Below are 24,837 nucleotides of genomic sequence, written 5' to 3'. Positions count from 1 at the left end.
CATGAAAAAATATCTATATAAAATATCACTATTATTACTTCTAACAGTTACTATTAGTAGCTGTACGGAGCAATATGTTTTTCAAAATACAGATTTTGAAAGCGCTCTCGTAGTTGAGGGAACTATAACAAACGAACTTAAAAATCAAACCATAAGACTTTCACAAGTTTATCAGCTTGAAGAAAGCGGTCCAAGGCTTGAAAAAGGAGCAAATGTTTTTGTTACTGACGATAAGGGTAACGAATACCAATTTGAAGAAAAAGATACAATCTACTCTTCTATAACACCTTTCAGAGCTGAGCCTGGAAGAAAATACCAATTAAGAATTAAGACAAAAGAAGGCAAAAACTATACTTCTGATGAACAGGTTTTAACAACTGAAACCAAAATTGAAAATGTTACTGCAACTGCAGAAAATGTAAATGGAGAAAGAGGTGTGCAGATTAATGTAAACAGTTTTGACCCAACCAATACTTCAAAATATTATCGTTACGAATACACCGAAACATACAAAATTGTTGCGCCAGTATGGAGCAGTCAGGAAACCGTGATCGTTAGTTTTCCTGCTATTCCACCAGATCCTGACCAAGATTTTCCGGGTTCACCAGCAGGTGAAGATATTTTGGTAAGACTGAGAAATCGAGAAACCAGAACGTGCTTTTCTACTAAAAAATCTAATGATATAATCTTAAACAATACCAACAGCCTTAGCGAAGATCGCGTGCATTTTCCTGTACGTTTTATTAGCAATCAAAACTATATAATTTCTCATCGCTATTCCATCTTCGTAAGGCAGTATGTTCAAAATCTAGCTGCATATACGTATTACAAAACTTTAAAAGATTTATCATCATCAGGCGGTGTACTTTCTCCAAAACAGCCAGGTTTCTTTTACGGAAACATAAAATCTGTAGAAAATCCATCAGAAAAAGTTATCGGCTTCTTTGAAGTTTCTTCTGTTTCTTCAGAAAGAATTTTCTTCAATTATGCAGATTTATTTCCAAAAGAACCTTTGCCTCCATATTATGAAAGTGACTGCGTCGTAAAAGATTTTGCAGATTGTGAAGGCCTTCCTCCTTGCGCCAGAAATCAATTACGTGGAGCAATTAAATCGAAAGAACTAGTATTTGTTTCAACCGATTACAATGGCAATTACGGAATGGTAAAACCAGCTTGTGGAGACTGCACCTCATTTTCTTCTAATATCGTTCCTCCTTTTTGGGTAGATTAATCTTTTTTAAAAAATTCATGAAACACCTTTCTATATATAATCAGAATAATATTTCAGTTAGAATCAAGCAATTGCTGTTTTTGATGCTTTTGTTTATTCAAATCGATTTTGCTTGCGCCCAAAGTTTACAGAACAAAAATTCATTTCCTGACACTTCGGCTCAAGAAACCATTTTTATACATTCAAACACAACTACTTTTTTGACTGGTGAGACATTATATTTCAAATTATATTGTCTTAATCCATTAAACAACAAAGTTAGTGCAATTAGCAAAATTGCTTACGTTGAATTGATTGACAGTGAAAAAAAATCGCTTCAAAAAAACAAAATATTCCTTGACAAAGGAATTGGAACTGGAGACTATTTTATACCTACAACATTAAAAACAGGAAATTACAAAGTTGTAGCTTATACAAAATGGATGCTTAATAATGTTAATTCTCAGAAATACGAAATTGATATTTTCATCATTAATCCATTTCAGACTCAAGAACCGAATGACAATATCACATTTGACATTACCAATCCAGCAAAATCTAATCCCGCAATTCAAGCAACAAATTCTAATACTGCAAATGACAAAAGAATAGATTTTGCGTTTGATAAAGAAAGTTACTATACCAGAGAAAAAGTCAGCTTACAATTAAAGCATTTGACCGAAACTGTTGAAAAAGGAAACTATTCTATTTCAATACGAAAAACAGATCAGATTCCAACATTACAACAATTAACAGCATCAGAGTTTGCAAAAAAAACTACTGAGAACTATGTTAATACTCCAAACAGTTTAAATTATGTGCCAGAAATTAGATCTGAATTAATTACTGGAAACTTAACTTCAAAAAACAACCGAGATATTGCCAACAAATCAATTGCATTATCTCTACCTGGAAAAGAATATGTTTTAAAAATTGTTAAAACAAATGCTCAGGGAAAATTTGCGTTTTTACTTGATCAATTTCCAAATTTTCCAAATGCAATTTTCCAAGTAATTGATGAAAACCGAAATGATTATACAGTCAATCTTGATCCATTTCCAAAATTTGAAGCTTCTTCATTACAATTTACATCAAAACTAAATTTGTCGCCGGAATTAAAAAAGGATATTGAAGAAAGATCTACAGCAAGCCAGATTCAAAATGCCTACTACCAAATTAAAAAAGACAGTTTGGTTACAGAGGCCGTTATGAATCCATTTTTTACTACAATTGAAAAATCTTATGTTTTAGACGATTACACTCGATTTCCAACTTTAAAAGAAAACATAGTCGAAGTTATTGTCGAACTTTATTATAGAAGAAACAATGGCAAATATCAGCTCCATATAAGAAATAATCAAAAAGATTTAGAAATGTATGGACCACCATTGGTACTTGTTGATGGACTTTTAATTCAAGATCCAAGTGATCTTTTTGACTATAACATGGCAAATGTCAGTAGGGTTAGTTTAATAACAGAGCCTTATGTATATGGACCAAACCTGTATGGCGGATTAGTTAGTTTTGAAACCAAAAACAATGAATTTTCAGAAAATTATGTAAAAAAGTATCTGAAAACGACGGAAATTCAGCGTCCTAATCCAGAAAAAGTATATAATAATCCTGATTACTCGCCTGGAAATAAATTACAAAGAGTTCCCGATTACAGATACCAACTGTTATGGAAACCAGATATTAAATTAGACACAAAAGAAGAAACTTTATCTTTTTACACTTCTGATATTAAAGGAAATTTTGAAGTTATTCTTGAAGGCTTTACCGAAAACGGACAGCCTGTATACGTTTCAAAAAATATTACTGTAAAATAATTTACATAAAAAAACAAAAAACAAAGGCCTTGATTACATTGTAAATCAAGGCCTTTACAATTTAACACAATTAAAATTTTCAATTTATAAAAATAAAACATTCTTTTTTGTAACTTTTTCGACACTCTATACGTATAACCATTTGTACACTTTAAAAATAGGGAGACAACAACATGAGACAACTTAAAATCACCAAGCAGGTAACTAATCGTGAAACTGCATCGTTAGATAAATATCTACAAGAAATTGGAAAAGTTGACCTAATTACCGCTGATGAAGAGGTAGAATTAGCACAAAGAATAAAGGCTGGTGATCAAAGAGCTTTAGAAAAACTAACAAAAGCCAACCTACGTTTCGTAGTATCTGTGGCTAAACAATATCAAAATCAAGGATTAACTCTTCCTGACTTAATTAATGAAGGAAACTTAGGTTTAATTAAAGCAGCTCAACGTTTTGATGAAACTCGTGGTTTTAAATTCATTTCTTACGCTGTATGGTGGATTCGTCAATCGATTCTTCAAGCTTTAGCTGAACAATCTCGTATTGTACGTTTACCATTAAATAAAATTGGTTCTATCAATAAAATCAACAAAATGTACGCTTTATTAGAGCAATCTAACGAGCGTCCACCTTCTGCTGAGGAAATTGCAAAAGAACTTGACATGACTGTAAACGACGTAAAAGAGTCTATGAAAAACTCTGGGCGTCACCTATCAATGGATGCTCCTCTTGTTGAAGGAGAAGATTCTAACCTTTATGACGTATTACGTTCTGGTGAATCTCCAAATCCAGATAGAGAATTAATTCACGAATCTCTTCGTACTGAAATCGAACGTTCTTTAGAAACATTAACTCCAAGAGAGGCAGATGTTGTTCGTTTGTATTTTGGTCTTGGCGATCAGCACCCAATGACTCTTGAAGAAATTGGTGAGACTTTCGACCTAACTCGTGAGCGTGTTCGTCAGATTAAAGAAAAAGCAATCCGTAGATTGAAACACACTTCTAGAAGTAAAATCCTTAAAACTTATTTAGGATAAGACAATATTTGTTTCAGGTTTAAAGTTTCAGGTTGCTTTTGTAACTTGAAACATGAAACTTGAAACCTTTGTACCGCAAACAACAGTTTGATTGACTGTTCGTTTTTTGATTGATGATTGAAACTCCGGCTGATTACCGGAGTTTTTTATTTTTATCATTTAGCTGGAAGTTTTTTTTTAACGCAAAGAGCGCAAAGTTTTTTCGCAAAGTTCACAAAGATTTTATTTAAGTATCTGAAGCAAGGCAAAGTTCACAAAGCTTTGAGAACTTTGCCTTCCCAAATAATTTCAAACAGAACCTTTGTGAACTTTGCGAAAAAACTTTGCGCTCTTTGCGTTATTTATTAAACAAAAAAACCTTGCGAACTTTGCGTAATTCTTAGCGAACTTTGCGGTTAAACTTTATCTTTGCAATAAAACAACACACAAACAAATACAATGAAAAACACACTTATTGCTCCTTCAGTTCTTGCTGCCGATTTTGGTAATTTACAGCGTGATGCAGAAATGCTTAACAACAGTCAGGCAGATTGGTTTCATATCGACATTATGGATGGCGTTTTTGTTCCGAATATCTCATTTGGAATGCCAGTTCTGGAAGCAATTTCAAAACATGCCAAAAAATATATAGACGTACATTTAATGATTATCGATCCAGATCGTTACATTAAAACTTTTGCAGATTTAGGCGCAAACGGATTAACTGTACATTACGAAGCTTGCACGCATTTGCACAGAACACTTCAGGCAATTAAAGCAGAAGGAATGAAAGCAGGAGTAGCTATGAATCCACACACAAATGTTGATTTACTGGAAGACATTATCAATGACATTGATGTGGTTTGCATAATGAGCGTAAATCCAGGATTTGGCGGACAATCATTCATCGAAAATACTTACGACAAAGTAAAGAAACTAAAAGCACTGATAACTCGCAAAAACGCTTCAACACTAATAGAGATTGATGGCGGCGTAACCAGCAAAAACGCCAAACAATTGGTAGAAGCTGGCGCAGATGTTTTAGTAGCCGGAAGCTTTGTTTTTAAAGCCGAAAACCCAACAGAAACTATAGCTGATTTAAAAAGTCTTACTGCTTTTTAAATTTTCAAAAACAAAAAAGAAAAGTCCAAAAATAATTTTGGACTTTTCTTTTTTATTACCTAAAATCTATTTAGGATCAATCAAATAAGGATTTGCCTTAAGCTTTTCCACAACATATTGGATCACTTTCTGAGCTTTCAAACTATTTCCAGATTCATCTAATGGCGGCGAAATAACAGCAATTCCAAATTTACCAGGACATACCGCCAATATTCCTCCTCCAACACCACTCTTTGCTGGAAGTCCCGAATTAAAAAGCCAAATTCCAGAATTATCATAAAGACCTGCAGTTGCCATTACAGGCAAAGTATACATGACAGTTGCCTGACTAACCACCTTATTCTTTGTAACAGGATTAACTCCTCCATTTGCCAATGTAGCCGCCATTGTAGCAAGATCCTTTACATTTACATTCAATGCACATTGTTTCGTATAAAGATCTGTTGCTTGGACTGGATCAAAATATATTCTGTTATAAGCCAATAACAAATGCGCAATAGCTTGATTTCTTAAATTATCACTAGCCTCACTTATATAAACAGGACGATTTATAGAAAGCTGCCTTCCAGCAAAATCACTCTGAATTTTCTGAATTTCTTTCCATTTTGCTACAGAATCATTACCTCGAATAAGACTCGTGGTGGCAATAGCTCCAGGATTTACAAGAGGATTGATTTTATCGCCTTTACGCATTTCTATGGCAACAATAGAATTAAACGGCAATCCAGTCGCATTTACCCCTATTTTTTCTTGCAAAAATTGTGGCCCTTCTTGTTCAATTACTTTTGCCATGGTAAATACTTTCGATATGCTTTGAATTGAAACCATTGACGTTATATCGCCTTTTGTATATACAGTTCCATCTGCAGTAACAAGCGCAATACCAAAAATGTTGGGGTCAACATTCGCTAGCTCTTTAATATAGTCGGCATTTTTTCCTTCTTTTACATCTTTAAATTTATTAAAGGCATCGTTAAGGGTGTTTTCTATATTTTGTTTATTTAGTGTTGTTTGGCTATAGCCGTGGCTTATGATAAAAGAAAATATCAAACCAACAAACATCATTTTTTGCTTGTTCATTTTAAAAAAAGGCATTCTTATTTATATTCTTGGATTAATTTATGGATAAACAGTATTTAATTAAAAATCCTTACTGCTTTTTAGGTTTTTAAGATTTGGGAAGAAATCAATTCCTGTCATTTTTTCTAAAGTTTCAATAGGAACAACAAAATCATAAATAGATTGATCACTTTTTTCGTTTGGAACTAAGAAAGCAATTGCTTTGTGTTCTTTTCCAGATTTAGCCAAAACAATTTTATAAAAGTACTTGGGAACAGCAACTTTCTCCGTTCCAATTTTTTTATCAGAATCTTTTGCAATTCCGCCAGTTACTACATAAATATCATTGTATTTTCCTGCCCAATAGCGAGTCTTCTGCTCTATTCTATTCCAAATTCCAGCGTTAAATTCTTTTTTCTGAGGAGAAATATTCGAAGTATAAAAAGTATCATTGTATGCATCTTTACTAAACTCCATGTCACCAGCAGGACAAAGATGGCCTTTATCATAACCTGATTTTTTATAATTTCTCCAATCGGCTGAGCCCGTTGTTACTTTTGGATCTTCTATAAAGTAAGGTCTTTTATAATCATTGTTTTTTAGATACTCCTTCTTCAGTTCGTAAGCTACCCATTCGGCCTGCTCAAACTTTTCATTGTAAGAAAGCGTGTAATATTGGTGCTTTACAATTTGTTTGGTTGTTGAAGTCGGAAGATAAGCAACTGTGTATAAAGAATCTTTGTGAGTAGAATTCCCTTTAAAAGAAACCACTTCATTACTATTTATCTCTTCCTTAATTTTTGCATTTTCTCTTTTACATGATAATAATACAAAACTCAGCAAAATTAAACCTACCCAACCTTTCATATTTCTATTTTTAAAAGCGAACTTACAAAAAAACGCTCCATAAATTCAAAATTTATAGAGCGTTTTTAAACAAATTAAATTCTTCTCGAACTTAAGACTTCACTAATTTATCCTTTTTCATCTTAGGATTAACTGTATTTTTCACCAAACTTTTTGTCTGTAAATCATCCAATACGTTTAAAGCCTCTTCTACATAAACATCTTTAGATAATGCTTGGTGCCATGCATCTCTTTTTTCTTTTAAAGAAGCATCTGCTTTCATTTCTTCATCTTCATACGGAAGCGATTTAAAAATCAGATCGTTTTTGTAATCAGAAATTGGCTTATATTTTTTTCCTTCGTTTTCAACTTGTTCTTGAGTTTCTTTAAAACTCTTAATATTTAAGCTGTATACGTTTTCTTTGTTTTTAACATCAATCCATTTCGCATTATCATCAATTAATTTAAATTGAGGATTTTGAGCAATTCTATTTTTACTATTCATGATTGCTTTATTGAAATTCTCAGTTGAATTCCAAGTACTATAATCTGCTGGATCAATTTTATCCCATGGCATTGCATTATCAATATCTCTCTCACCCATTTTTAGGTAAGCATAACGATCTGGCATTACCACATCACTATGAACACCTTCTAGCTGAGTAGAACCACCATTAATTCTGTAAAATTTCTGTCCTGTAATTTTCAATGCACCAAGGTCTCCATAATTTGCATTACGAACAAACTGATTCAAATCTAATACATTCTGTACAGTACCTTTTCCGTAAGTCTGTTTACTACCAATAATAATACCGCGTTTGTAATCCTGAATTGCAGCTGCCAAAATCTCAGATGCCGAAGCAGAAAAACTGTTTACCATGATAACCAATGGACCATCCCATTCGATTTTTTTGTCTTTATCATATAAAACTTCTTTCTTTTTTCCTGCAGATTTTACCTGAACGATTGGTCCGTCTTCAATAAATAAACCTGCAATATCAACCACTGTAGAAAGAGATCCTCCACCGTCATCACGAACGTCTAAAACAATACCATTAACGTTTGCTTGTTTCAATCTTTCTACCTCGCGTGCAATATCTTTTCCAGCATCACGACCATCTTTATTTTCAAAATCGATATAGAATTTCGGAAGATAAATTACTCCGTATTTCAAACCATTTTTCTCAACAACACTAGATTTAGCATATGTTTCTTCAATTTCTACAACATCACGAATGATAGAAATTACTTTAATAGAACCATCTACTTTTTTAACTGTCAGTTTTACTTCAGTTCCTTTGTGACCTTTAATTTTCTTCACAACATCATCCAAACGCATACCCACAACATCTACAGGTTCTTCATTTCCTTGAGCAACTTTTAAGATTAAATCTCCTGCTTCTAGTTGTTTTCCTTTCCAAGCTGGACCTCCAGAAATTAATTCATCAATTTGAGTAAAGTCGTTTTTCTTAGTCAAACGAGCTCCAATACCTTCTAGTTTTCCACTGATATTTACATCAAAACGATCTTTTTCTTCTGGTGCAAAATAGCTTGTGTGCGGATCAAAACGAGCCATAATAGAATTCAAATACACAGAAAACCAGTATTCTCTATTAAGATCTTTGATTACGCTAAAATTATCATCTAAAGATTTTAAAGAACTTTCGCGTGTTTCTTTTTCTAAAGTTTCAAAAGATTTCTCTTTGTAAGCTGGATCTTTTTTCTTCTTTTCTTCTTCAATTTTCTGTTTTGTAACTAAAGAAGAAAGAGTTGACAATTTGATTTGTTTTCTCCATCTTTCATTAATCTCTGTTAAGTTTTTTGCATACGGCATTTTCTCATAATCCGCATCAAAATTCTCATCTACATTATAGTTAAATGGCTGAGCCAAAATAGTTTTATAACGTTTTTTACTTTCTTCCATACGCTTCATCAGCCTTGTATAAGTAAGGTTGAAAAAAGTAATATCTTTATTCAAAAACTGATCATCAAGCATTAATTCATACTGCTTGAATTCGTCAATATCTGACTGAAGGAAGAATCTTTTTGATGGGTCTAAAGCATCGATATAATCCTTAAAAATACCTTTTGAAAACTCATCATTTATTTCTGCTGGACTATAATGCCCTTTTTCAATAACAAATGCTAATAATTCTAAAAGTGTCTTGTCTCTATTCGGATCTGGGTCGATTGTCCTATCGGCATTCATCTTAAATGCAAATAATGTAAGCGATAAGCACAATACGGCTATGAGTATCTTATAATTTCTTTTCATAAACTTTATAATAGCATTCATCAATTTTTTTATCTAAGTTACGTTAAAAACTATGCCACGAGAGCTAACGCTTCGATAATTTTTTGTTAAAGATATAAAAATGTTTAATTCGTAAAAAAGTTCTTTACCTTAGTTGACAAATTTTACAGTATTTGTGACTTCTCGCAAATAATTGTGATTAATTTTGTTCTTAAAATCCTACAATTGTTAAAACTACACATAATATTTATTATATGAAAGCTGAGAAACCACTAATATTAGTGACAAACGATGATGGTATTTTGGCTCCCGGAATTAGAGCCCTTATTAGCGTTATGGAAACAATAGGCGATGTCATTGTTGTCGCACCAGACAAACCACAAAGTGCAATGGGACACGCAATCACTGTCAACAATACTTTATTTATAGATAAAATTTCCAAAGACGATGACACAATTGCAGAATACAGCTGTTCTGGAACTCCTGTAGATTGTGTAAAACTGGCAGTAAACGAAATCTTGAAACGCAAACCCGATTTATGCGTTTCGGGAATAAATCATGGATCAAACTCTTCTATCAATGTAATTTATTCAGGAACCATGAGCGCCGCTGTAGAAGCTGGAATTGAAGGCATTCAGGCAATCGGTTTTTCTCTTTTAGATTTTGATTGGAATGCTGATTTTGAGCCGATAAAATCTTTCGTAAAAAAAATTGCTTTAGAAACTCTAACCAATAAACTTCCTCCAGGAGTAGTTTTAAATGTCAATTTTCCAAAATTAAAAGAATCTGAAATTAAAGGCATTAAAGTTTGCCGTCAAGCGAAAGCATATTACGCCCAAAAATTTGACAAAAGACAAACTCCATTTGGGAAAGATTATTACTGGCTCGCGGGCAAATTTGTAAACGAAGATAAAGGCGAAGATACCGATGAGTGGGCTTTGGCAAACGGATACATTTCAGTAGTTCCTGTCCAATTTGACTTGACTGCCCACCATTCAATTCAGCAACTTAATACTTGGAAATTAAATGACTAAAGAAATACTGATTGGTTTTATTATCGGAATTTTTACGGCTCTTTTAGGAAGTTATCTATTCATCGCTTTTTTTACAACATTTGACATTTCCCAAGGATTTCAAATGCTTCGAGAATACGGATATCTTGGAAAAATAATTACTATAGGAACACTTTTAGACCTTGCCGTTTTTGGTTTTCTTTTAAAAAGAAACAAAGAATATATGGCTCGAGGCGTAATTTTAGCTGTGATTGTATTGGCAATTTCGACATTAGTTATTTAAATCTTATCTTTGCTAAGTTCCCTTTAAGGGTTACAACTTTAGCACATTTACAAAAAAACCAACATGAAATATTACATAATTGCAGGAGAAGCCTCTGGAGATTTACATGGTTCAAACTTAATGAAGGCATTATATGTTGAAGATCCAGAAGCAGAAATTAGATTTTGGGGCGGAGACTTAATGCAGAAAGCAGGCGGAACTCTGGTAAAACACTATCGCGATCTAGCTTTTATGGGCTTTATTGAAGTGGTTTTCAATTTAAAAACCATTTTAAACAATATTAAAATCTGCAAAAAAGACATCACAGAGTTCAAACCCGATGTGATTATTTTTATTGATTATCCTGGTTTTAATATGCGAATTGCAAAATGGGCAAAAGAATTGGGCTATAAAACGCATTATTATATTTCTCCTCAAATTTGGGCTTGGAAAGAAAACAGAATTAAAGCTATCAAACAAGACGTTGATAAAATGTATGTTATTTTGCCTTTCGAGAAAAGTTTTTACGAAGACAAACACCATTTCCCTGTAGATTTTGTTGGACACCCGCTTATTGATGCTATTCAGAATCAGCCTGCTTTTGATGAAGCTTTGTTTAGAAAAGAAAATAATCTAGGCGAAAAACCAATTATTGCCGTTCTGCCAGGAAGCCGTAAACAGGAAATTACCAAAATGTTGAGCGTAATGCTGAGCGTTGTAGATGATTTTCAGGATTACGAATTTGTTATTGCTGGTGCTCCAAGCCAAGAATACGAATTTTATCAGCAATTCTTAAAAAACAAAAACATCGCATTTGTTTCAAATAAAACGTATGATTTGCTTCGTTCTTCGACTGCCGCTCTGGTAACTTCTGGAACTGCCACTCTTGAAACGGCACTTTTTAAAGTTCCCGAAGTGGTTTGCTATAAAGGAAGCGAAGTTTCATATCAGATTGCAAAAAGAATTATTACATTAAAGTACATTTCTCTTGTCAATTTAATCATGGATCAAGAAGTTGTGACTGAATTGATTCAGGGAGATTGCAACAAAAAACGAATTAAAGAAGAACTTCAAAAATTATTAGAGCCTAGTCATCGCAATAAAGTGCTACAAAATTACGATATATTAGAACAAAAACTTGGCGGAGTGGGTGCGAGTAAAAACACAGCAAAACTCATTGTTGCCGATTTAAAACAAACTAATTAATCTATTTTGAAACGAATACTCCTTTTTCTGCTTTTAGCAATTGCTTTTACTTCCTGTAAATCAACCTCTTCTGTCGCAAACAAAAACGAATCTAAAAAAGAAAACAGAGCTTTGGTTAATAATTTAATTGAAAAAGCAACTGACAATATTGGTGTTCGCTACAAAGCAGGAGGAACCACAAAAAGTGGATTTGATTGTTCTGGATTGGTTTACACTACTTTTGAAAGCGAAAGTATCAATCTTCCGAGAAGTTCCTATGAGCAGGCAAAAATTGGAAAAGTAATTCCGTTGAGCGATGCAAAAAAAGGTGACTTAATTTTCTTTAAAACCAACAAAAGCAGACAAATTAATCATGTTGGATTAATTACAGAAGTCAATTCTGATGAAGTAAAATTTGTGCATTCTTCAACTTCAAAAGGAGTAATTATTTCTTCTACTAAAGAACCTTATTACAAAAACTCCTTTGAACAAGTAAACAGAGTTCTTCCTTAAAAGAATATTTTTTTATTATTTTTCTTACAAATATTTAGTACTTTTATACCATGAAAGTATTAGATTTTCCGTTAGTAAAAATTACAGTTGCCTTTGTACTCGGCATAATTGCTTCGTATTATCTTCATTTTTCTATTACGCTCATAGTTCCTCTAGCCTCAATTGCTTCTATAGCATTTTCCGGATCTTTCTTGTGGAATTTAAAACGTAATAAAAAAACGATATTGCTCGGAAGCTTGAGTTATATTTTATCTTTCTGTATTGGCGCATTAACACTTTTATGCCATACACAAAGCCTTCAAAAAAGCAATTATACACATTGTCTGACTGCTTTCAAAAACCCTCAATCAGTAACATTAATTTTAAGAGAAAAACTAAAAAGTAACGATTACAGTGATCGCTACATTGGTCTTGTAAAAACAATATCAGGAAAAGCATATACTGGAAAAATAATTGTAAATATTCAGAAAGACAGCTCTCAAAATCGTTTAATAATAGGAAATAGTATTAAACTTGAAACTGTACTTCAGCAAAATAATCCCAGTAAAAATCCTAATCAATTTGATTACAGCAGGTATTTGGCCGACAAACAAATTTATGCACAGATCTATTGTCAGAAGAAAGATATTCTGGTTAGCAAAACTATTCAAAAAGACATTTGGTATTATTGCGCACAATTGCATTCGAGAATAATTTCCAATCTCGAAAAATCAAAATTCAATAAAGATGAAATGAATGTTGCTTTAGCTTTAATTTTAGGCCAGCAGCAGGAGATTTCACAAGATATTATTCAAGATTATCAGTATTCTGGAGCTACACATGTTTTATCTGTTTCAGGGCTTCATGTAGGCTTTATAATGCTTTTTATCACTTTCATTCTCAAACCTATTCCAAACACAAAAAAGGGTTCCTTTTTTAAACTGACTTCAATTCTAATTTCTTTAGCAGGTTTTGCCATAATTTCTGGTTTATCTCCTTCGGTTTTGAGATCAGTAGTTATGTTTTCATTTGTTGCTATTGGAAGCCATTTGCGACGAAACGGTAATATCTATCATACTTTATTGGTTTCTATTTTATTGATACTACTTTTTGAACCCTATTTTTTATTTGATGTCGGCTTTCAATTAAGTTATATCGCGTTATTTTTTATTCTTTGGCTTCATCCAATTTTAAAAAATATTTACAAACCAAAGAACAAGTTGACCGTTTATATCTGGGAAGCTTTGAGCGTTTCTTTCGCGGCGCAAATTGGTACTTTGCCTTTATGCCTTTATTATTTCCATCAATTTCCAGGCTTATTTTTTGTCACAAACATCATTATACTTCCTGTTTTATCTTTTATTATGATTGCAGGAATCGTCGTTATGATTATCGCCATTTTTACAAGCCCGCCATTATTCATGACAATGATTTTTGAGAAAAGCATTTATCTGCTGAACCTCATGATTCACGCAGTAGCTTCTCTCGATTCATTTGTCATTAGAGACATTAGCTTCAACTTCTATCATTTATGGGCATTCACATTCTTTATAATTGGCAGTATAATCTGGATTAAAAAACCAAATTTCAACAAATTGGTTTTGGTGTTCACTTCAATTATTTTCATCCAAATTTCTTTTATTTTAACTAAAGTAGAAACCGAAAACAAAGAAGAATTGATCATTTACAATGAAAAAAGCAATACGCTTATCTCTGAGCGTTTAGGAAGCAACATTACACTTTACACTCGACACACAATTCAAAAGAACATCAATAAAAGAAATATAAATTCTTATCTCGTTGGAAACTCAATCAGTTTGACTAAAATTCAAGAGATTAAAAATGTGCTTTACTTTAAAAACACAAAAATTCTTATAATTGACAGTACTAAAGCTTTCCCAGAAAAAATTCAGCCAGATATTTTAGTCCTAACTCAAACCTCAAAAATAAATCTGGATCGAGTGTTAAAGAATATTCATCCAAAAATTGTTATTGCAGATGGCTCTAATTCTAATTCAATTCAGAAATACTGGAAAAAAAGCTGTCTTAAAAAAAACATCCCTTTCCATTCGACAAAAGAAAAGGGATATTATCAATTTTAATTTTTATTCTGGATTTATAATCGAATTAGATTCTGAAATCCAAGATTTAACGCCAGAACCTGTATAGGCAATAAGTCCTAATTTATTAAAATTTGTTTTTCCCTTTCTAACTGTTACTTCCGAAAAACATACTTGAGGAATATCTTCGATACCAAAAGCGTTCTTCAACATTAGATTTTGTTCCTTAACAGCATCAGATGCAGAAGGATCGGAAAGATCAAGTTTTACCAAAATAACGTTTTTACGAGACCATTCTTCAAAATCTCGAGTGGCAAAAATTTCATTCTGAAGCTGGGAATTTACTCCTTGAGCGGTAAAGAATATCAATAATGGTTTTCTTTTTTCTGCACTCACGATTACAGCATCATTGATGTCAGTCTTCCAGATTATATTTTGAGAAATCATACAAAATGGACATAAAAGCAACAGTAGGATAAGTAGTTTTTTGGGCATATAATTTTGGTTTTGGTTATGTTAATAAAACTAAAATAATACAAAAACAGAATCCAATAAAGATTTTAAGCTATTAAAAATCAACTTCTAAGAATTAAAATCAAATTGATAATATATGAGTCCTTTTTTAATAAATGTAAAGAAAACACTATTCAAAATAATCAAATTCGCGATTTGCTCCCTTAAGAGCAAAAAAATCCCCTTCTGCAAAACAGAAAGGGGACTAAAAAAAATTAAAATAAAAGTCGAATGAAATCGTTTATTATTCTACTGGATGCAAAATTGCATTTGATTCTGCAATCCAAGCTTTCGCTCCTCCAGGTTTATAGGCTATTTTTCCTAAAGCGCTAAATGTCGTTTTGTTTTTTCTTACTGATGCCATTGCGAAACATACTTCTGGAAGATCTTCAACTCCAAATGCATTTTTCAATTTTACATTTTGTTCGCGATCGCTATCTGATGCATTCATATCAGATAAATCCAATTTTACTAAGACCACGTTATCTCGTGACCAAACGGCAAAATCGGGTGTTTTAAAGACTTCATTTTGAAGATTTTCTGGTACACCTGAGGCAGTGAATAAAATCAGCATTGGTTTTTTCTGGTCATTACTTATGGCAATAGCGTCTGTCATATTTGTTCTCCACGCTAAGTTTTGTGCTTGCATCATAAATGAACCTAAAAAAAACAGTAGGATAAGTAATTTTTTAGTCATATAAATTGGTTTTGGTTAGATTAGCAAGACGAAATTAACATTATATTTTAATTATCCAAATTATATTAATACAAAAAATATATTATATGTTTTTTTACACATAATAAAATACAAAATACTCAATTTAAAAGATTTTTTCTAAAGAATTTTTCTTACTAAACAAAAAAAGTCCCTTACAGAGTAAGAGACCTTTTGATTTTTTTATCAAACTAAAATTTACATTTTCTTTGGATGCACTATTCCTTCAGCAACAGTTAACCATGCTGATGGACCACCGGCAACATATCCTGTTTTACCAAGACCTTTGAAGTTAACCCTACCATCTTTTGTTTCTGCACTTGTAAAGAAAACTGTTGGAAAACCTTGAATTCCGAAAGCTTGCTGCAATTCGTTATTCTGGCTTTTAAGCTCTGGTGTTTGAGGAACAGATCTAGGATAATCTAACTCAACTAGAACCACATTATCTGTTGCCCATTTTTTAAACTCTGCAGTCTTTAAAACTTCATTTTGCAAACGAATACACCATCCGCACCAATCACTACCTGTAAAAAACATCAGCATTGGCTTCTGTTCTTTATTACTTACAGTAATTGCCTCTCTAACATCTGTATACCATTTTAATTCTTGTGCCTGAAGATTTGCAGCACCGATTAAAAACAAAGCAATAAGTACTATTTTTTTCATAATGAGAAATTTTATACAAATTTATGCAAAAACTAAATACAATATAATTATTTAACTTCTTGCATTAATCTTCTAATTAGCGGAGTCAAAACAATTAATGCAATACCCGCAACTAGCGAATACACTGCTAATTGATAATATCCATCTGTATAAGCAATAAGCTTAGACATTAATGTAGTTCCTGTATTAGCATCAGATATTTCTGCTCCCAATTTTCCAGCAGCAAATTGACCAAATGCACTTGACAAGAACCATAATCCCATCATCATTCCAAACAATCTTTTTGGAGATAATTTAGTAATTACCGACATTCCGATTGGACCGATACACAACTCTCCAAGTGTATACACAAGATATCCTAAAGCAAAAACATCAAGAGAACTTAACCCATCTTGGTTTACAAAAAATCTGGCAGTGTAAAAAATAAAGAATCCTGCAGCAAGCAAAACAAATGACAAACCAAACTTAATAACAGTATTAGGTTCAATTTTTCGTTTGGCCATAAATATCCATAACAATCCTACCAATGGGCTAAAAATAACAACATACAATGAATTGATACTGTTATTTACCACGTTTGGATCAATATGGAAGAACAATAGCTTGTTAGATAAATTATCTTTTGCAAACAATGACAATGAACCTCCAGATTGCTCCGAAATTGCCATAAACATAAAGTATCCAAAAATAAACACAAATGCCGCTAAAAGTTTTCGCTGCTGTTTTCCATCCTTTAACATGATCAGCTCGTATGCAAAATACAGCAATGCTACTATTCCCATAGTATACATAAAGTACTCTGTAAAATCAGAATTGATAACCATTATGTAAACGAATGGTATTACAACAAAAGAACCAACATATACAGCTATTTCGTAAAGATTACGTTTTTTAGGCTCATGTTTTTCTAACGGAGAATTTCCAATTGGCGCTAAATGTTTTTTAGTCAAAAGAAAAGTTATAACTCCTATAATCATTACAATTGCAGCCGAAAGGAAACAAAGACTCCAAGAATAGTTCTTTCCTAAATAAATAGGAATCGCTCCTCCAAGCATCCCTCCTATATTAATTCCAGCATAAAACAGTCCATAACCTGCGTCACGACGACCGTCATTTTCATGATATAATTCACCAACCATTGAAGAAACGTTTGGCTTAAAGAAACCCGTTCCAATAATAGAAAGTGTTATTCCGTAATAAAAGAAATCATGCGGAGAAGCTGCAATAAGCAAGTTTCCTAGAATCATGACAATTCCTCCAAAAAGAAGCGATTTCTTAAAACCTAGTATTTTATCGGCAAAAATTCCGCCAATAAAAGTAAATGCATATACAAACGCTTGAATTGCACCATATTGCAAATTTGCTTTTCCTTCTACTAGACCTAATTGGTCTACCATAAAAAAAGCTAAAACCCCACGCATTCCGTAGAAACAAAAACGTTCCCACATTTCAACCAAAAACAAGTACCACAATTGTTTTGGGTACTTGCCTTTAAAATTTTGAATTTCTTCTAAAGTAATATTGTTTTCCATTTTTTATCTAACACCGTGCATTAATTTTTTCAATAGTGGTGTTAAAGCAAATAATAAAATTGCAGCAATACCTGTAAGTACAACAAATACCATAAAGAATTCATATAAATTATGGATTTCAAATCCAGCAAAAATTGGATTTTGTGCACTAATCTGATGATGATCCAACAAAGCCAATTGGTCTGCTGAAAGCGTTATTTTTTTATCTAAAACTGCTTGAAGATCGATTCCTAATTCTTTTGCTTTTGCAAATTTATCACCAGTTGCTGGCAAGATAGAACCTAAAGTTCCTCCTAATGCATATCCTGAAGCATTAGACAAAAAGAATACTCCGTATAATAATGATGCAAAACGTTTTGGAGATAATTTACCAACCAATGACAAACCAATTGGAGACAAACATAATTCTGCACATGTATTTAAGAAATATAATAAAATAAGCCATTTAACTAATAAAAGTCCAGAAGTTCCGATATAAGAAACCTGAGTTGCGATCATAAAGAAACTCACAGAAATGATCACCAATCCTGCAGCTAGTTTTACTGGAGAAATTGGTTCTTTTCCTTTAGCTCTTAAAGTATCCCAAAGAACACTGAAAGGAACAGCTAAAAGCACAACAAACATTCCGTTAAAAATCTGAACCATAGACGGCGGCATTGCCCATCCAAAGAAGTGCCTGTCTGTTTGGTTATCTGCAATAAAAGTTAAAGAAGAACCTGCCTGCTCAAACGCCGCCCAGAAGAAAATAATAAAGAACGATACAATGTAGATTACATAAATTCTATCTCTTTCAACTTTTGTCAAAGACGTGTCTGAAATAATTAATCCTGCTAATGCCAAACCACTTGAATAAATCAAAGTATAAATCAAGTTCTGACCTACCACATAATGAAAAAAGAATCCTAAAGCGATAAATGCAATTCCTGCACCAATAAGAGCTTTAGTAGAAAAGTTTGCCTGTTGTGCTTCTCCTTCTTCAAAATCTGAAGCATCATTTTTAGAAGGAAGTCCTCCTAATGGTTTTCCTTCTGGAGAAACCACATATTTATTTTTTAAGAAATAGAAAAGAACTGTCCCTAATAACATTGCAGTAGAAGCTGCCAAGAATCCCCATCTGAAAGCGTGGATATCTCTAATTCCACCTGCATCTTTAACATCCCCTAATAAAGGACAAATAGACTGACCTAAAAATGCTCCGATGTTAATTCCCATATAGAAAATAGTAAAAGCACTATCTAATTTTGTTTTTTCTTGTTTTGGATATAAACTTCCAACCATACTAGAAATGTTTGGTTTGAAGAATCCGTTACCAAAAACAATTACTCCTAAAGCAGAGTACATGATGATTTTTGCTAAACCTAAATTAGAACCAAAAACACTTCCGCTTGTAAACAAAAGCAATTGTCCTATTGCCATTAACAATCCTCCCAATAGGATACAATTTCTATTTCCTAAATAACGGTCGGCAACAAAACCACCTAACATTGGTGTCAAATAACAAAGTCCAAGAAAACCTCCATAAATTAATGACGCTTCCTCTTCCTTCATCAATAATGAATTCACAAGAAATAAAGTCAATAAAGCTCGCATTCCATAAAAATTGAACCGCTCCCACATCTCCGTTCCAAACAATACCCAAAGTCCTTTTGGATGCGCAGTTTTTACTTGAGTTTCTCCCATACTATTTTATTTAATTAGGTTTAATTATATTTTTAGATTATAAATTTTCTTTGATAAAGTTTGTCATTTTGGTATAAAGCTGAACTCTCGTTTTTCCGCCATAAATACCATGATCTTTATCTGGATAAATTTGAGAATCAAATTGTTTATTTGCCTGAATTAAAGCTTCCATCATTTGCATTGTGTTCTGAACATGAACGTTGTCATCTGCAGAACCATGAATCAATAAGAACTTTCCTTTCAATTTATCAACATGATTTATAGGAGAGTTTTGATCGTATCCGCTTGCATTTTCTTGTGGAGTCTGCATGTATCTTTCTGTATAAACGCTGTCATAAAATCTCCAGTTTGTAACTGGCGCAACAGCAATTGCCATTTTAAACACATCGTTTCCTTGAAAAATACAGTTAGAAGCCATAAATCCACCATAGCTCCATCCGAAGATTCCGATTCTTGAAGCATCAACATAAGGATAAGCACCAATTACTTTTGCTGCATCAATTTGGTCTTCTACTTCGTATTTACCTAATTCTTTTTGAGTAACTTTTTTGAAATCAGCTCCTTTGTAACCTGTTCCTCTTCCGTCAACACAAGCTACGATGTAACCTTGCTGTGTTAATGAAGCGAACCAATAATCGTTAGAATTATTCCATTGATTTGCTACTTGTTGAGATCCTGGACCTGAATATTGAAACATGAAAACAGGATATTTTTTTGAAGGGTCAAAATCTTTTGGTTTTAAAATCCAAGCATTTAGTTCATTTCCTTTAGCCGTTTTTAAAACAAAATATTCTTTTGACGGAAGGTCATAAGCTTTCAATTTATCAGCAAGAGCCTGATTGTTTTCGATAACCTGAATTTCTTTTCCTGTTTTAGCCTCATTCAAAGTATACGTTGTTGGCTGTGTATTACTAGAGAAAGTTGTAATAAAGTATTGGAAATTTGGACTGAAAGTCGCTGCACTTGTTCCTGTTTTTGAAGACAAACGCACTTTATTTTTTCCGTCTAAACCAATTCTGTAAAGATCTCTGTTGATAGAACCATTTTCTGTAGATTGGTAGAAAATAGTTTTTGTTTTTTCGTCGAAACCGTAGTATGAAACCACTTCCCAGTTTCCTTTTGTAACTTGATTTTTAAGTTTTCCGTTTTTATCATACACATAAATATGATTAAAACCGTCTTTTTCGCTAGTCCAGATAAAACTGTTGTCTTTTAAGAAAGTCAAATTATCAGTAATATCTACATAAGCTTTATCTTTTTCATTTAAAACCACTTTCGAAGTTGCTGTATTACCATCAATAAACAATATATCTAAATTATCTTGATGACGGTTTAAAACCTGCGCAGAAAGTACATTTGCATCATTTGTCCACTGCATTCTAGCAATGTAGAAATCATTATATTTTCCTAAATCTACTTTTTTAGTTGCTCCCGCAGCTACATCATAGATATGCAACGAAACTTCTGAGTTTTTTTCTCCTGCTTTAGGATACTTAAAAGTTTCAATTTTCGGATATAAATCTTTATGGAAGATTGACATTGAAAACTCTGGAACCTGGCTTTCGTCAAAACGAATATAAGCTACTTTTTTGCTGTCTTTACTCCAGTCAAAAGCACGTACAAATGCAAATTCTTCTTCGTAAACCCAGTCAGTAATACCGTTTATTACCGCATTCTTCTTCCCGTCTGTTGTAATAGCCGTAGATTTTTTTAAAGCTACGTCATATACATATAAGTTATTTTCTTTTGCGTAAGCGATTTTTGTTCCGTCAGGTGAAAATGTTGGCTCTTGAATTTGAAAATCAACAAGTTTAATCAGAGATTTTGCTGCGATATCATAAAGGAAATAATCAGCAGTAAATGAGTGACGGAAGATTTTATTAGTATTACAAGCAATTAAGATCTTTTTTTCAGAAGCATCAAAGGTGTAGCTGTTAATTCCGCTTGCAAGTTCTTTGTAGTTTTTAGTATCAATAAGATTTGATACCTTTTTTAGTGTAGCAAAATCATATAAATCAATCTGCATACTTCTGCTTGCCTGATCAACATTTAAAACAGTATATTGATTTGTATTTTTCAGCGATTGCAGTTCATCCATTCCTTTAGCCCGGAAAGTACCGCTAAAAACATTCTCGACAGTTATCTTCTGCTGTCCAAAAACAACTGCAGTTAAGAATAAAAGTACTGCAGTAAATTTGCTTGTATTCATTAGAATTATTTTAAATATAAAAAGAGCCCAATTTTAGTAAAAAAAATAAACATAATACACATTTTAAGTGTTAAATGTTAAAAAAAATAACGATTGCGTGCTTTCATGTCTGAAATAGATTGCAATCAAAACTCTTAAAATAGTATCTTTGCCGCAACATTATTATTTAATACATTGAGAATGAACAACGCTGTTGCCGGATTTTCTAAATTATCCAAAAAAGAAAAAATCAACTGGATTGCAAATGAGTATTTTTCAAATCCCGAAGAGGCGCAAAATATTATAAGAAATTACTGGAATTCAGACGAAAAGCTTCAGCAGCTTCATGACGAATTTATAGAAAACACCATTACAAACCTTTATATTCCACTTGGTGTTGCGCCTAACTTTTTGATCAACGGAAAATACAAAACAATTCCGATGGCAATTGAAGAGAGTTCTGTGGTTGCAGCTGCTTCTAAAGCCGCAAAATACTGGTCAACAAGAGGTGGATTTAAAGCTACCATTATCGATACCGAAAAGATTGGCCAAGTTCATTTTACTTATAGTGGGGATGCAGAAAAATTAAGCCATTTCTTTGATGAGATTAAACCGAAATTCTTTTCAGAAACGCAAAGCATTACCAAAAACATGCAACAGCGTGGCGGAGGTATCCTTGATATTAAACTAAAAGACAAAAGAAGTTTACTAGAAAATTACTATCAGCTTCATACTACTTTTGAAACCAAAGATAGTATGGGAGCCAATTTTATAAATTCTTGTTTAGAGCAATTCGCAACAACTTTAAAAGAAGAAGCTCAAAATTCTGACTTATGTGAAAATGATGAAAAGCTAGAAGTCATTATGAGCATTCTCTCGAATTATGTTCCTCATTGTCTTGTTAGAGCAGAAGTTTCTTGCCCTATTGAAGATCTAACAGAAAAACACATTACCAATCCTCAAGAATTTGCAGAGCGTTTTGTTCAAGCAGTGCAAATAGCAGAAGTTGAACCTTTTAGAGCCGTTACACATAATAAAGGCATCATGAATGGGGTTGATGCCGTAATTCTAGCAACAGGAAATGATTTTAGAGCTGTAGAAGCTGGCGTACATGCGTATGCAGCTAAAAACGGACAATATTCAAGTTTATCGCATGCTAAAATCGAAAACGGAATTTTCACTTTTTGGCTTGAAATTCCTCTCGCAGTCGGTACTGTTGGCGGTTTAACTTCTTTACATCCTTTAGTAAAATTGTGCTTAGAAATTTTAGAAAAACCTTCTGCTCCAGAGTTAATGGAAATTGTAGCGGTTGCCGGTTTAGCCCAAAATTTTGCTGCATTGCGTTCCTTAACTACAACAGGAATCCAAGAAGGCCACATGAAAATGCACCTTAATAATATCATCAATCAATTTGAAGCTACTGATGAAGAGCGTCATTTAATCAAATCACACTTCAAAAAAACAGCCGTTTCTCACAGTGCTGTAGTAGAATTTATTGAAAGTTTAAGAAAATAACAAAATCTAAAAATTTCAATATCTAAAATTCCAAATTCCAATTTTGGGGTTTGGAATTTAAAATATTGGAATTTATACAATCATAGAGACGCAGTATGTCAACAACTTTTTATAGCAACGGAAAATTATTTATTGCTGGAGAATATCTAGTTTTGGATGGAGCAGATGCATTTGCACTACCAACAAAATTTGGTCAGGATTTGGTCATTGAAGATTTAGATAACAAACAGATCGAATGGAAAAGTTATGATTACGACAAGCATTTATGGTTTGAAGAAACAATCTCATTTGATGAAGTTATAAAAGGCTCAGATTCGCAAATTGACACCGTAAAAACAACTTTGGTTAATATTCTGCATGAAGCTTATATTTTAAACCCAAAATTCATTGATAATGCTAACGGATATAAAGTTAGCACACATTTGAGTTTTCCAAGAAACTGGGGACTAGGAACTTCTTCTACCCTTATCAATAATATTGCACAATGGGCTGAAATCAATGCTTTCACACTACTAAAAAATAGTTTCGGCGGAAGCGGTTATGATATTGCATGTGCGCAAAACAACACTCCTGTTTTATATCGAATAAAAGATAATTTTGTACAGCAAGTTGAATTTAATCCTGACTTTAAAGAACACCTTTATTTTGTTTATCTAAACAAAAAACAAAACAGTAAATCTGCCATATACTCATACAACAACCACAAAGGCAATCATCTAGCAGCTAATATTGTAGAAAACAACAAAATCACTAATGCTATTCTTCATGCTAAAACATTAAAAGAGTTTGCTGCAGGAATTCAGAAACATGAAATTCATCTGAGTAAGGTTTTAGAAATGCAAACCATAAAAGAGGCAATTTTTCCTGATTTTAAGGGTGTAATAAAAAGTTTAGGAGCTTGGGGAGGCGATTTTATTTTGGTGGTTTCTAAAGAAGACCCAAAAGAATATTTCTTTAACAAAGGATACGAGACTATTCTGACTTACGAAGAAATGATCTTATAAATCATTTCAGAAAAGCCATTAGTTTACTTTTTTACTGCTTTTAACCTCTTTTGTCTCTAAACGGCGAACAGATTTGTCTTGTTCATTTGACTCTATAAGTCTATTGTGCAAACGTTCTGCCATCTTTTCGATGCTATTGGTAATAGAATCGTACACCACTTCCATTCGGCGGTGTTTCTCTTCTTTTACAGCTCTTAAAACATCTTCTACAAAGATTTTATCATATTTCTCAGCAACAGAATCATGCGTATTGGTTAATCTAATCACATTATCATTACTCAAAATGGTAACTTTAAAATGCTGTTCTTCATTACTCAAATAATACTTCCCACCCAATTCATCAACATTGATGTCGGTGCTACCTACTTTTAAAAGCTCGATAATAATACCGTAAATATGACTTTCTATTTTGGTATATACCCTCTGCTTTCTTCTAAAAATTTTAAAAGTAAAAAACATTAAATGACTGGTTATTAAAGCTTTTGTTTTTGGAAATTTCTTCTTCTTTATTTTATTGTGTGGCAAAAGCCAAAAATATGTTAAAATTAAAAATCGAGCAAATTAACTGTAATATTTTGAAAATCACAAGTTTTTTAAATTAAATTTCGATAATTCCTATATACTTTTAGAAAATTAACAGTAAAAAAGCACAACCAAATTTCTGACTTCCAAAAAA

The 24,837-nt window shown here is 32.7% G+C and carries 21 protein-coding genes; 11 read left to right on the top strand and 10 right to left on the bottom strand.

What is annotated here, in order from left to right:
* Position 1 precedes the first annotated feature (1 nt).
* The 4 genes from DMA14_RS18615 (at position 2) to rpe (ending at position 5,177) form a co-directional block, all read left to right on the top strand.
* Positions 2–1,231 (top strand): DUF4249 domain-containing protein, encoded by a 1,230-nt coding sequence (locus DMA14_RS18615; protein WP_111426056.1) that lies wholly within the window; start codon positions 2–4, stop codon positions 1,229–1,231.
* 17 nt (positions 1,232–1,248) lie between these two features.
* Entirely contained in the window at positions 1,249–3,039 is a 1,791-nt protein-coding gene (locus DMA14_RS18610; RefSeq protein ID WP_111426055.1) for a hypothetical protein, read from the top strand.
* A 173-nt stretch (positions 3,040–3,212) separates the two neighbouring features.
* On the top strand, positions 3,213–4,076 hold the full coding sequence (locus DMA14_RS18605; protein ID WP_007804760.1) for a sigma-70 family RNA polymerase sigma factor: 864 nt from the start codon (positions 3,213–3,215) through the stop codon (positions 4,074–4,076).
* 438 nt (positions 4,077–4,514) lie between these two features.
* Positions 4,515–5,177: a ribulose-phosphate 3-epimerase gene (gene rpe / locus DMA14_RS18600; protein WP_111426054.1), complete on the top strand. Its 663-nt coding sequence runs from the start codon at positions 4,515–4,517 to the stop codon at positions 5,175–5,177.
* 66 nt (positions 5,178–5,243) lie between these two features.
* Here rpe and glsA read toward each other — a convergent pair whose 3' ends face one another.
* The 3 genes from glsA to DMA14_RS18585 all read right to left on the bottom strand — a co-directional run bounded on the left by glsA (position 5,244) and on the right by DMA14_RS18585 (position 9,378).
* Positions 5,244–6,257, bottom strand: coding sequence for a glutaminase A (gene glsA, locus DMA14_RS18595; RefSeq protein ID WP_111426244.1), 1,014 nt, complete (start codon positions 6,255–6,257; stop codon positions 5,244–5,246).
* 60 nt (positions 6,258–6,317) lie between these two features.
* Positions 6,318–7,103 (bottom strand): DNA/RNA non-specific endonuclease, encoded by a 786-nt coding sequence (locus DMA14_RS18590; protein WP_111426053.1) that lies wholly within the window; start codon positions 7,101–7,103, stop codon positions 6,318–6,320.
* A 91-nt stretch (positions 7,104–7,194) separates the two neighbouring features.
* The gene (locus DMA14_RS18585; protein ID WP_111426052.1) at positions 7,195–9,378 is read right to left on the bottom strand and encodes a carboxy terminal-processing peptidase; all 2,184 of its coding nucleotides are present in this window, start codon (positions 9,376–9,378) and stop codon (positions 7,195–7,197) included.
* 212 nt (positions 9,379–9,590) lie between these two features.
* On the opposite strand from DMA14_RS18585, the gene surE reads away from it, so the two are divergent.
* The 5 genes from surE (at position 9,591) to DMA14_RS18560 (ending at position 14,390) form a co-directional block, all read left to right on the top strand.
* Positions 9,591–10,370 carry a 5'/3'-nucleotidase SurE gene (gene surE, locus DMA14_RS18580; protein ID WP_111426051.1) on the top strand — a complete coding sequence of 260 codons (780 nt, stop codon included), beginning with the start codon at positions 9,591–9,593 and terminating at the stop codon, positions 10,368–10,370.
* Positions 10,363–10,632 carry a hypothetical protein gene (locus DMA14_RS18575; protein ID WP_111426050.1) on the top strand — a complete coding sequence of 90 codons (270 nt, stop codon included), beginning with the start codon at positions 10,363–10,365 and terminating at the stop codon, positions 10,630–10,632. Before surE ends, DMA14_RS18575 begins: the two co-directional genes overlap by 8 nt.
* Positions 10,633–10,695: 63 nt before the next feature.
* Positions 10,696–11,817, top strand: a complete 1,122-nt coding sequence (lpxB, locus tag DMA14_RS18570; RefSeq protein WP_111367702.1) for a lipid-A-disaccharide synthase — start codon at positions 10,696–10,698, stop codon at positions 11,815–11,817.
* A 6-nt stretch (positions 11,818–11,823) separates the two neighbouring features.
* Positions 11,824–12,309 (top strand): C40 family peptidase, encoded by a 486-nt coding sequence (locus DMA14_RS18565; protein ID WP_111426049.1) that lies wholly within the window; start codon positions 11,824–11,826, stop codon positions 12,307–12,309.
* Between the two features lie 50 nt (positions 12,310–12,359).
* Positions 12,360–14,390 (top strand): ComEC/Rec2 family competence protein, encoded by a 2,031-nt coding sequence (locus DMA14_RS18560; protein WP_111426048.1) that lies wholly within the window; start codon positions 12,360–12,362, stop codon positions 14,388–14,390.
* A 3-nt stretch (positions 14,391–14,393) separates the two neighbouring features.
* Here DMA14_RS18560 and DMA14_RS18555 read toward each other — a convergent pair whose 3' ends face one another.
* The 6 genes from DMA14_RS18555 to DMA14_RS18530 all read right to left on the bottom strand — a co-directional run bounded on the left by DMA14_RS18555 (position 14,394) and on the right by DMA14_RS18530 (position 21,663).
* On the bottom strand, positions 14,394–14,843 hold the full coding sequence (locus DMA14_RS18555; protein WP_203418333.1) for a thioredoxin domain-containing protein: 450 nt from the start codon (positions 14,841–14,843) through the stop codon (positions 14,394–14,396).
* A 262-nt stretch (positions 14,844–15,105) separates the two neighbouring features.
* Positions 15,106–15,558: a thioredoxin domain-containing protein gene (locus tag DMA14_RS18550; protein WP_111426046.1), complete on the bottom strand. Its 453-nt coding sequence runs from the start codon at positions 15,556–15,558 to the stop codon at positions 15,106–15,108.
* A 216-nt stretch (positions 15,559–15,774) separates the two neighbouring features.
* Positions 15,775–16,242, bottom strand: a complete 468-nt coding sequence (locus tag DMA14_RS18545; protein ID WP_111426045.1) for a thioredoxin family protein — start codon at positions 16,240–16,242, stop codon at positions 15,775–15,777.
* Between the two features lie 47 nt (positions 16,243–16,289).
* Positions 16,290–17,774 (bottom strand): peptide MFS transporter, encoded by a 1,485-nt coding sequence (locus DMA14_RS18540; protein ID WP_111426044.1) that lies wholly within the window; start codon positions 17,772–17,774, stop codon positions 16,290–16,292.
* 3 nt (positions 17,775–17,777) lie between these two features.
* Entirely contained in the window at positions 17,778–19,454 is a 1,677-nt protein-coding gene (locus DMA14_RS18535; protein WP_111426043.1) for a peptide MFS transporter, read from the bottom strand.
* A 37-nt stretch (positions 19,455–19,491) separates the two neighbouring features.
* Entirely contained in the window at positions 19,492–21,663 is a 2,172-nt protein-coding gene (locus DMA14_RS18530) for a S9 family peptidase (protein WP_111426042.1), read from the bottom strand.
* Between the two features lie 180 nt (positions 21,664–21,843).
* On the opposite strand from DMA14_RS18530, the gene DMA14_RS18525 reads away from it, so the two are divergent.
* Positions 21,844–23,157, top strand: coding sequence for a hydroxymethylglutaryl-CoA reductase, degradative (locus DMA14_RS18525; RefSeq protein WP_111426041.1), 1,314 nt, complete (start codon positions 21,844–21,846; stop codon positions 23,155–23,157).
* A 95-nt stretch (positions 23,158–23,252) separates the two neighbouring features.
* A complete protein-coding gene (locus DMA14_RS18520; RefSeq protein WP_111426040.1) occupies positions 23,253–24,161 on the top strand; it encodes a GYDIA family GHMP kinase in 909 nt (302 codons plus the stop codon).
* An 18-nt stretch (positions 24,162–24,179) separates the two neighbouring features.
* Here DMA14_RS18520 and DMA14_RS18515 read toward each other — a convergent pair whose 3' ends face one another.
* Entirely contained in the window at positions 24,180–24,620 is a 441-nt protein-coding gene (locus tag DMA14_RS18515; protein WP_111426243.1) for a hypothetical protein, read from the bottom strand.
* Positions 24,621–24,837: the final 217 nt, after the last annotated feature.

It is taken from the genome of Flavobacterium sharifuzzamanii (genome assembly GCF_003254585.1).
GTDB classification, from domain to species: domain Bacteria; phylum Bacteroidota; class Bacteroidia; order Flavobacteriales; family Flavobacteriaceae; genus Flavobacterium; species Flavobacterium sharifuzzamanii.
Note: the sequence above shows the minus strand (reverse complement) of the source record. Positions and strands in the feature narration are given on the sequence as shown.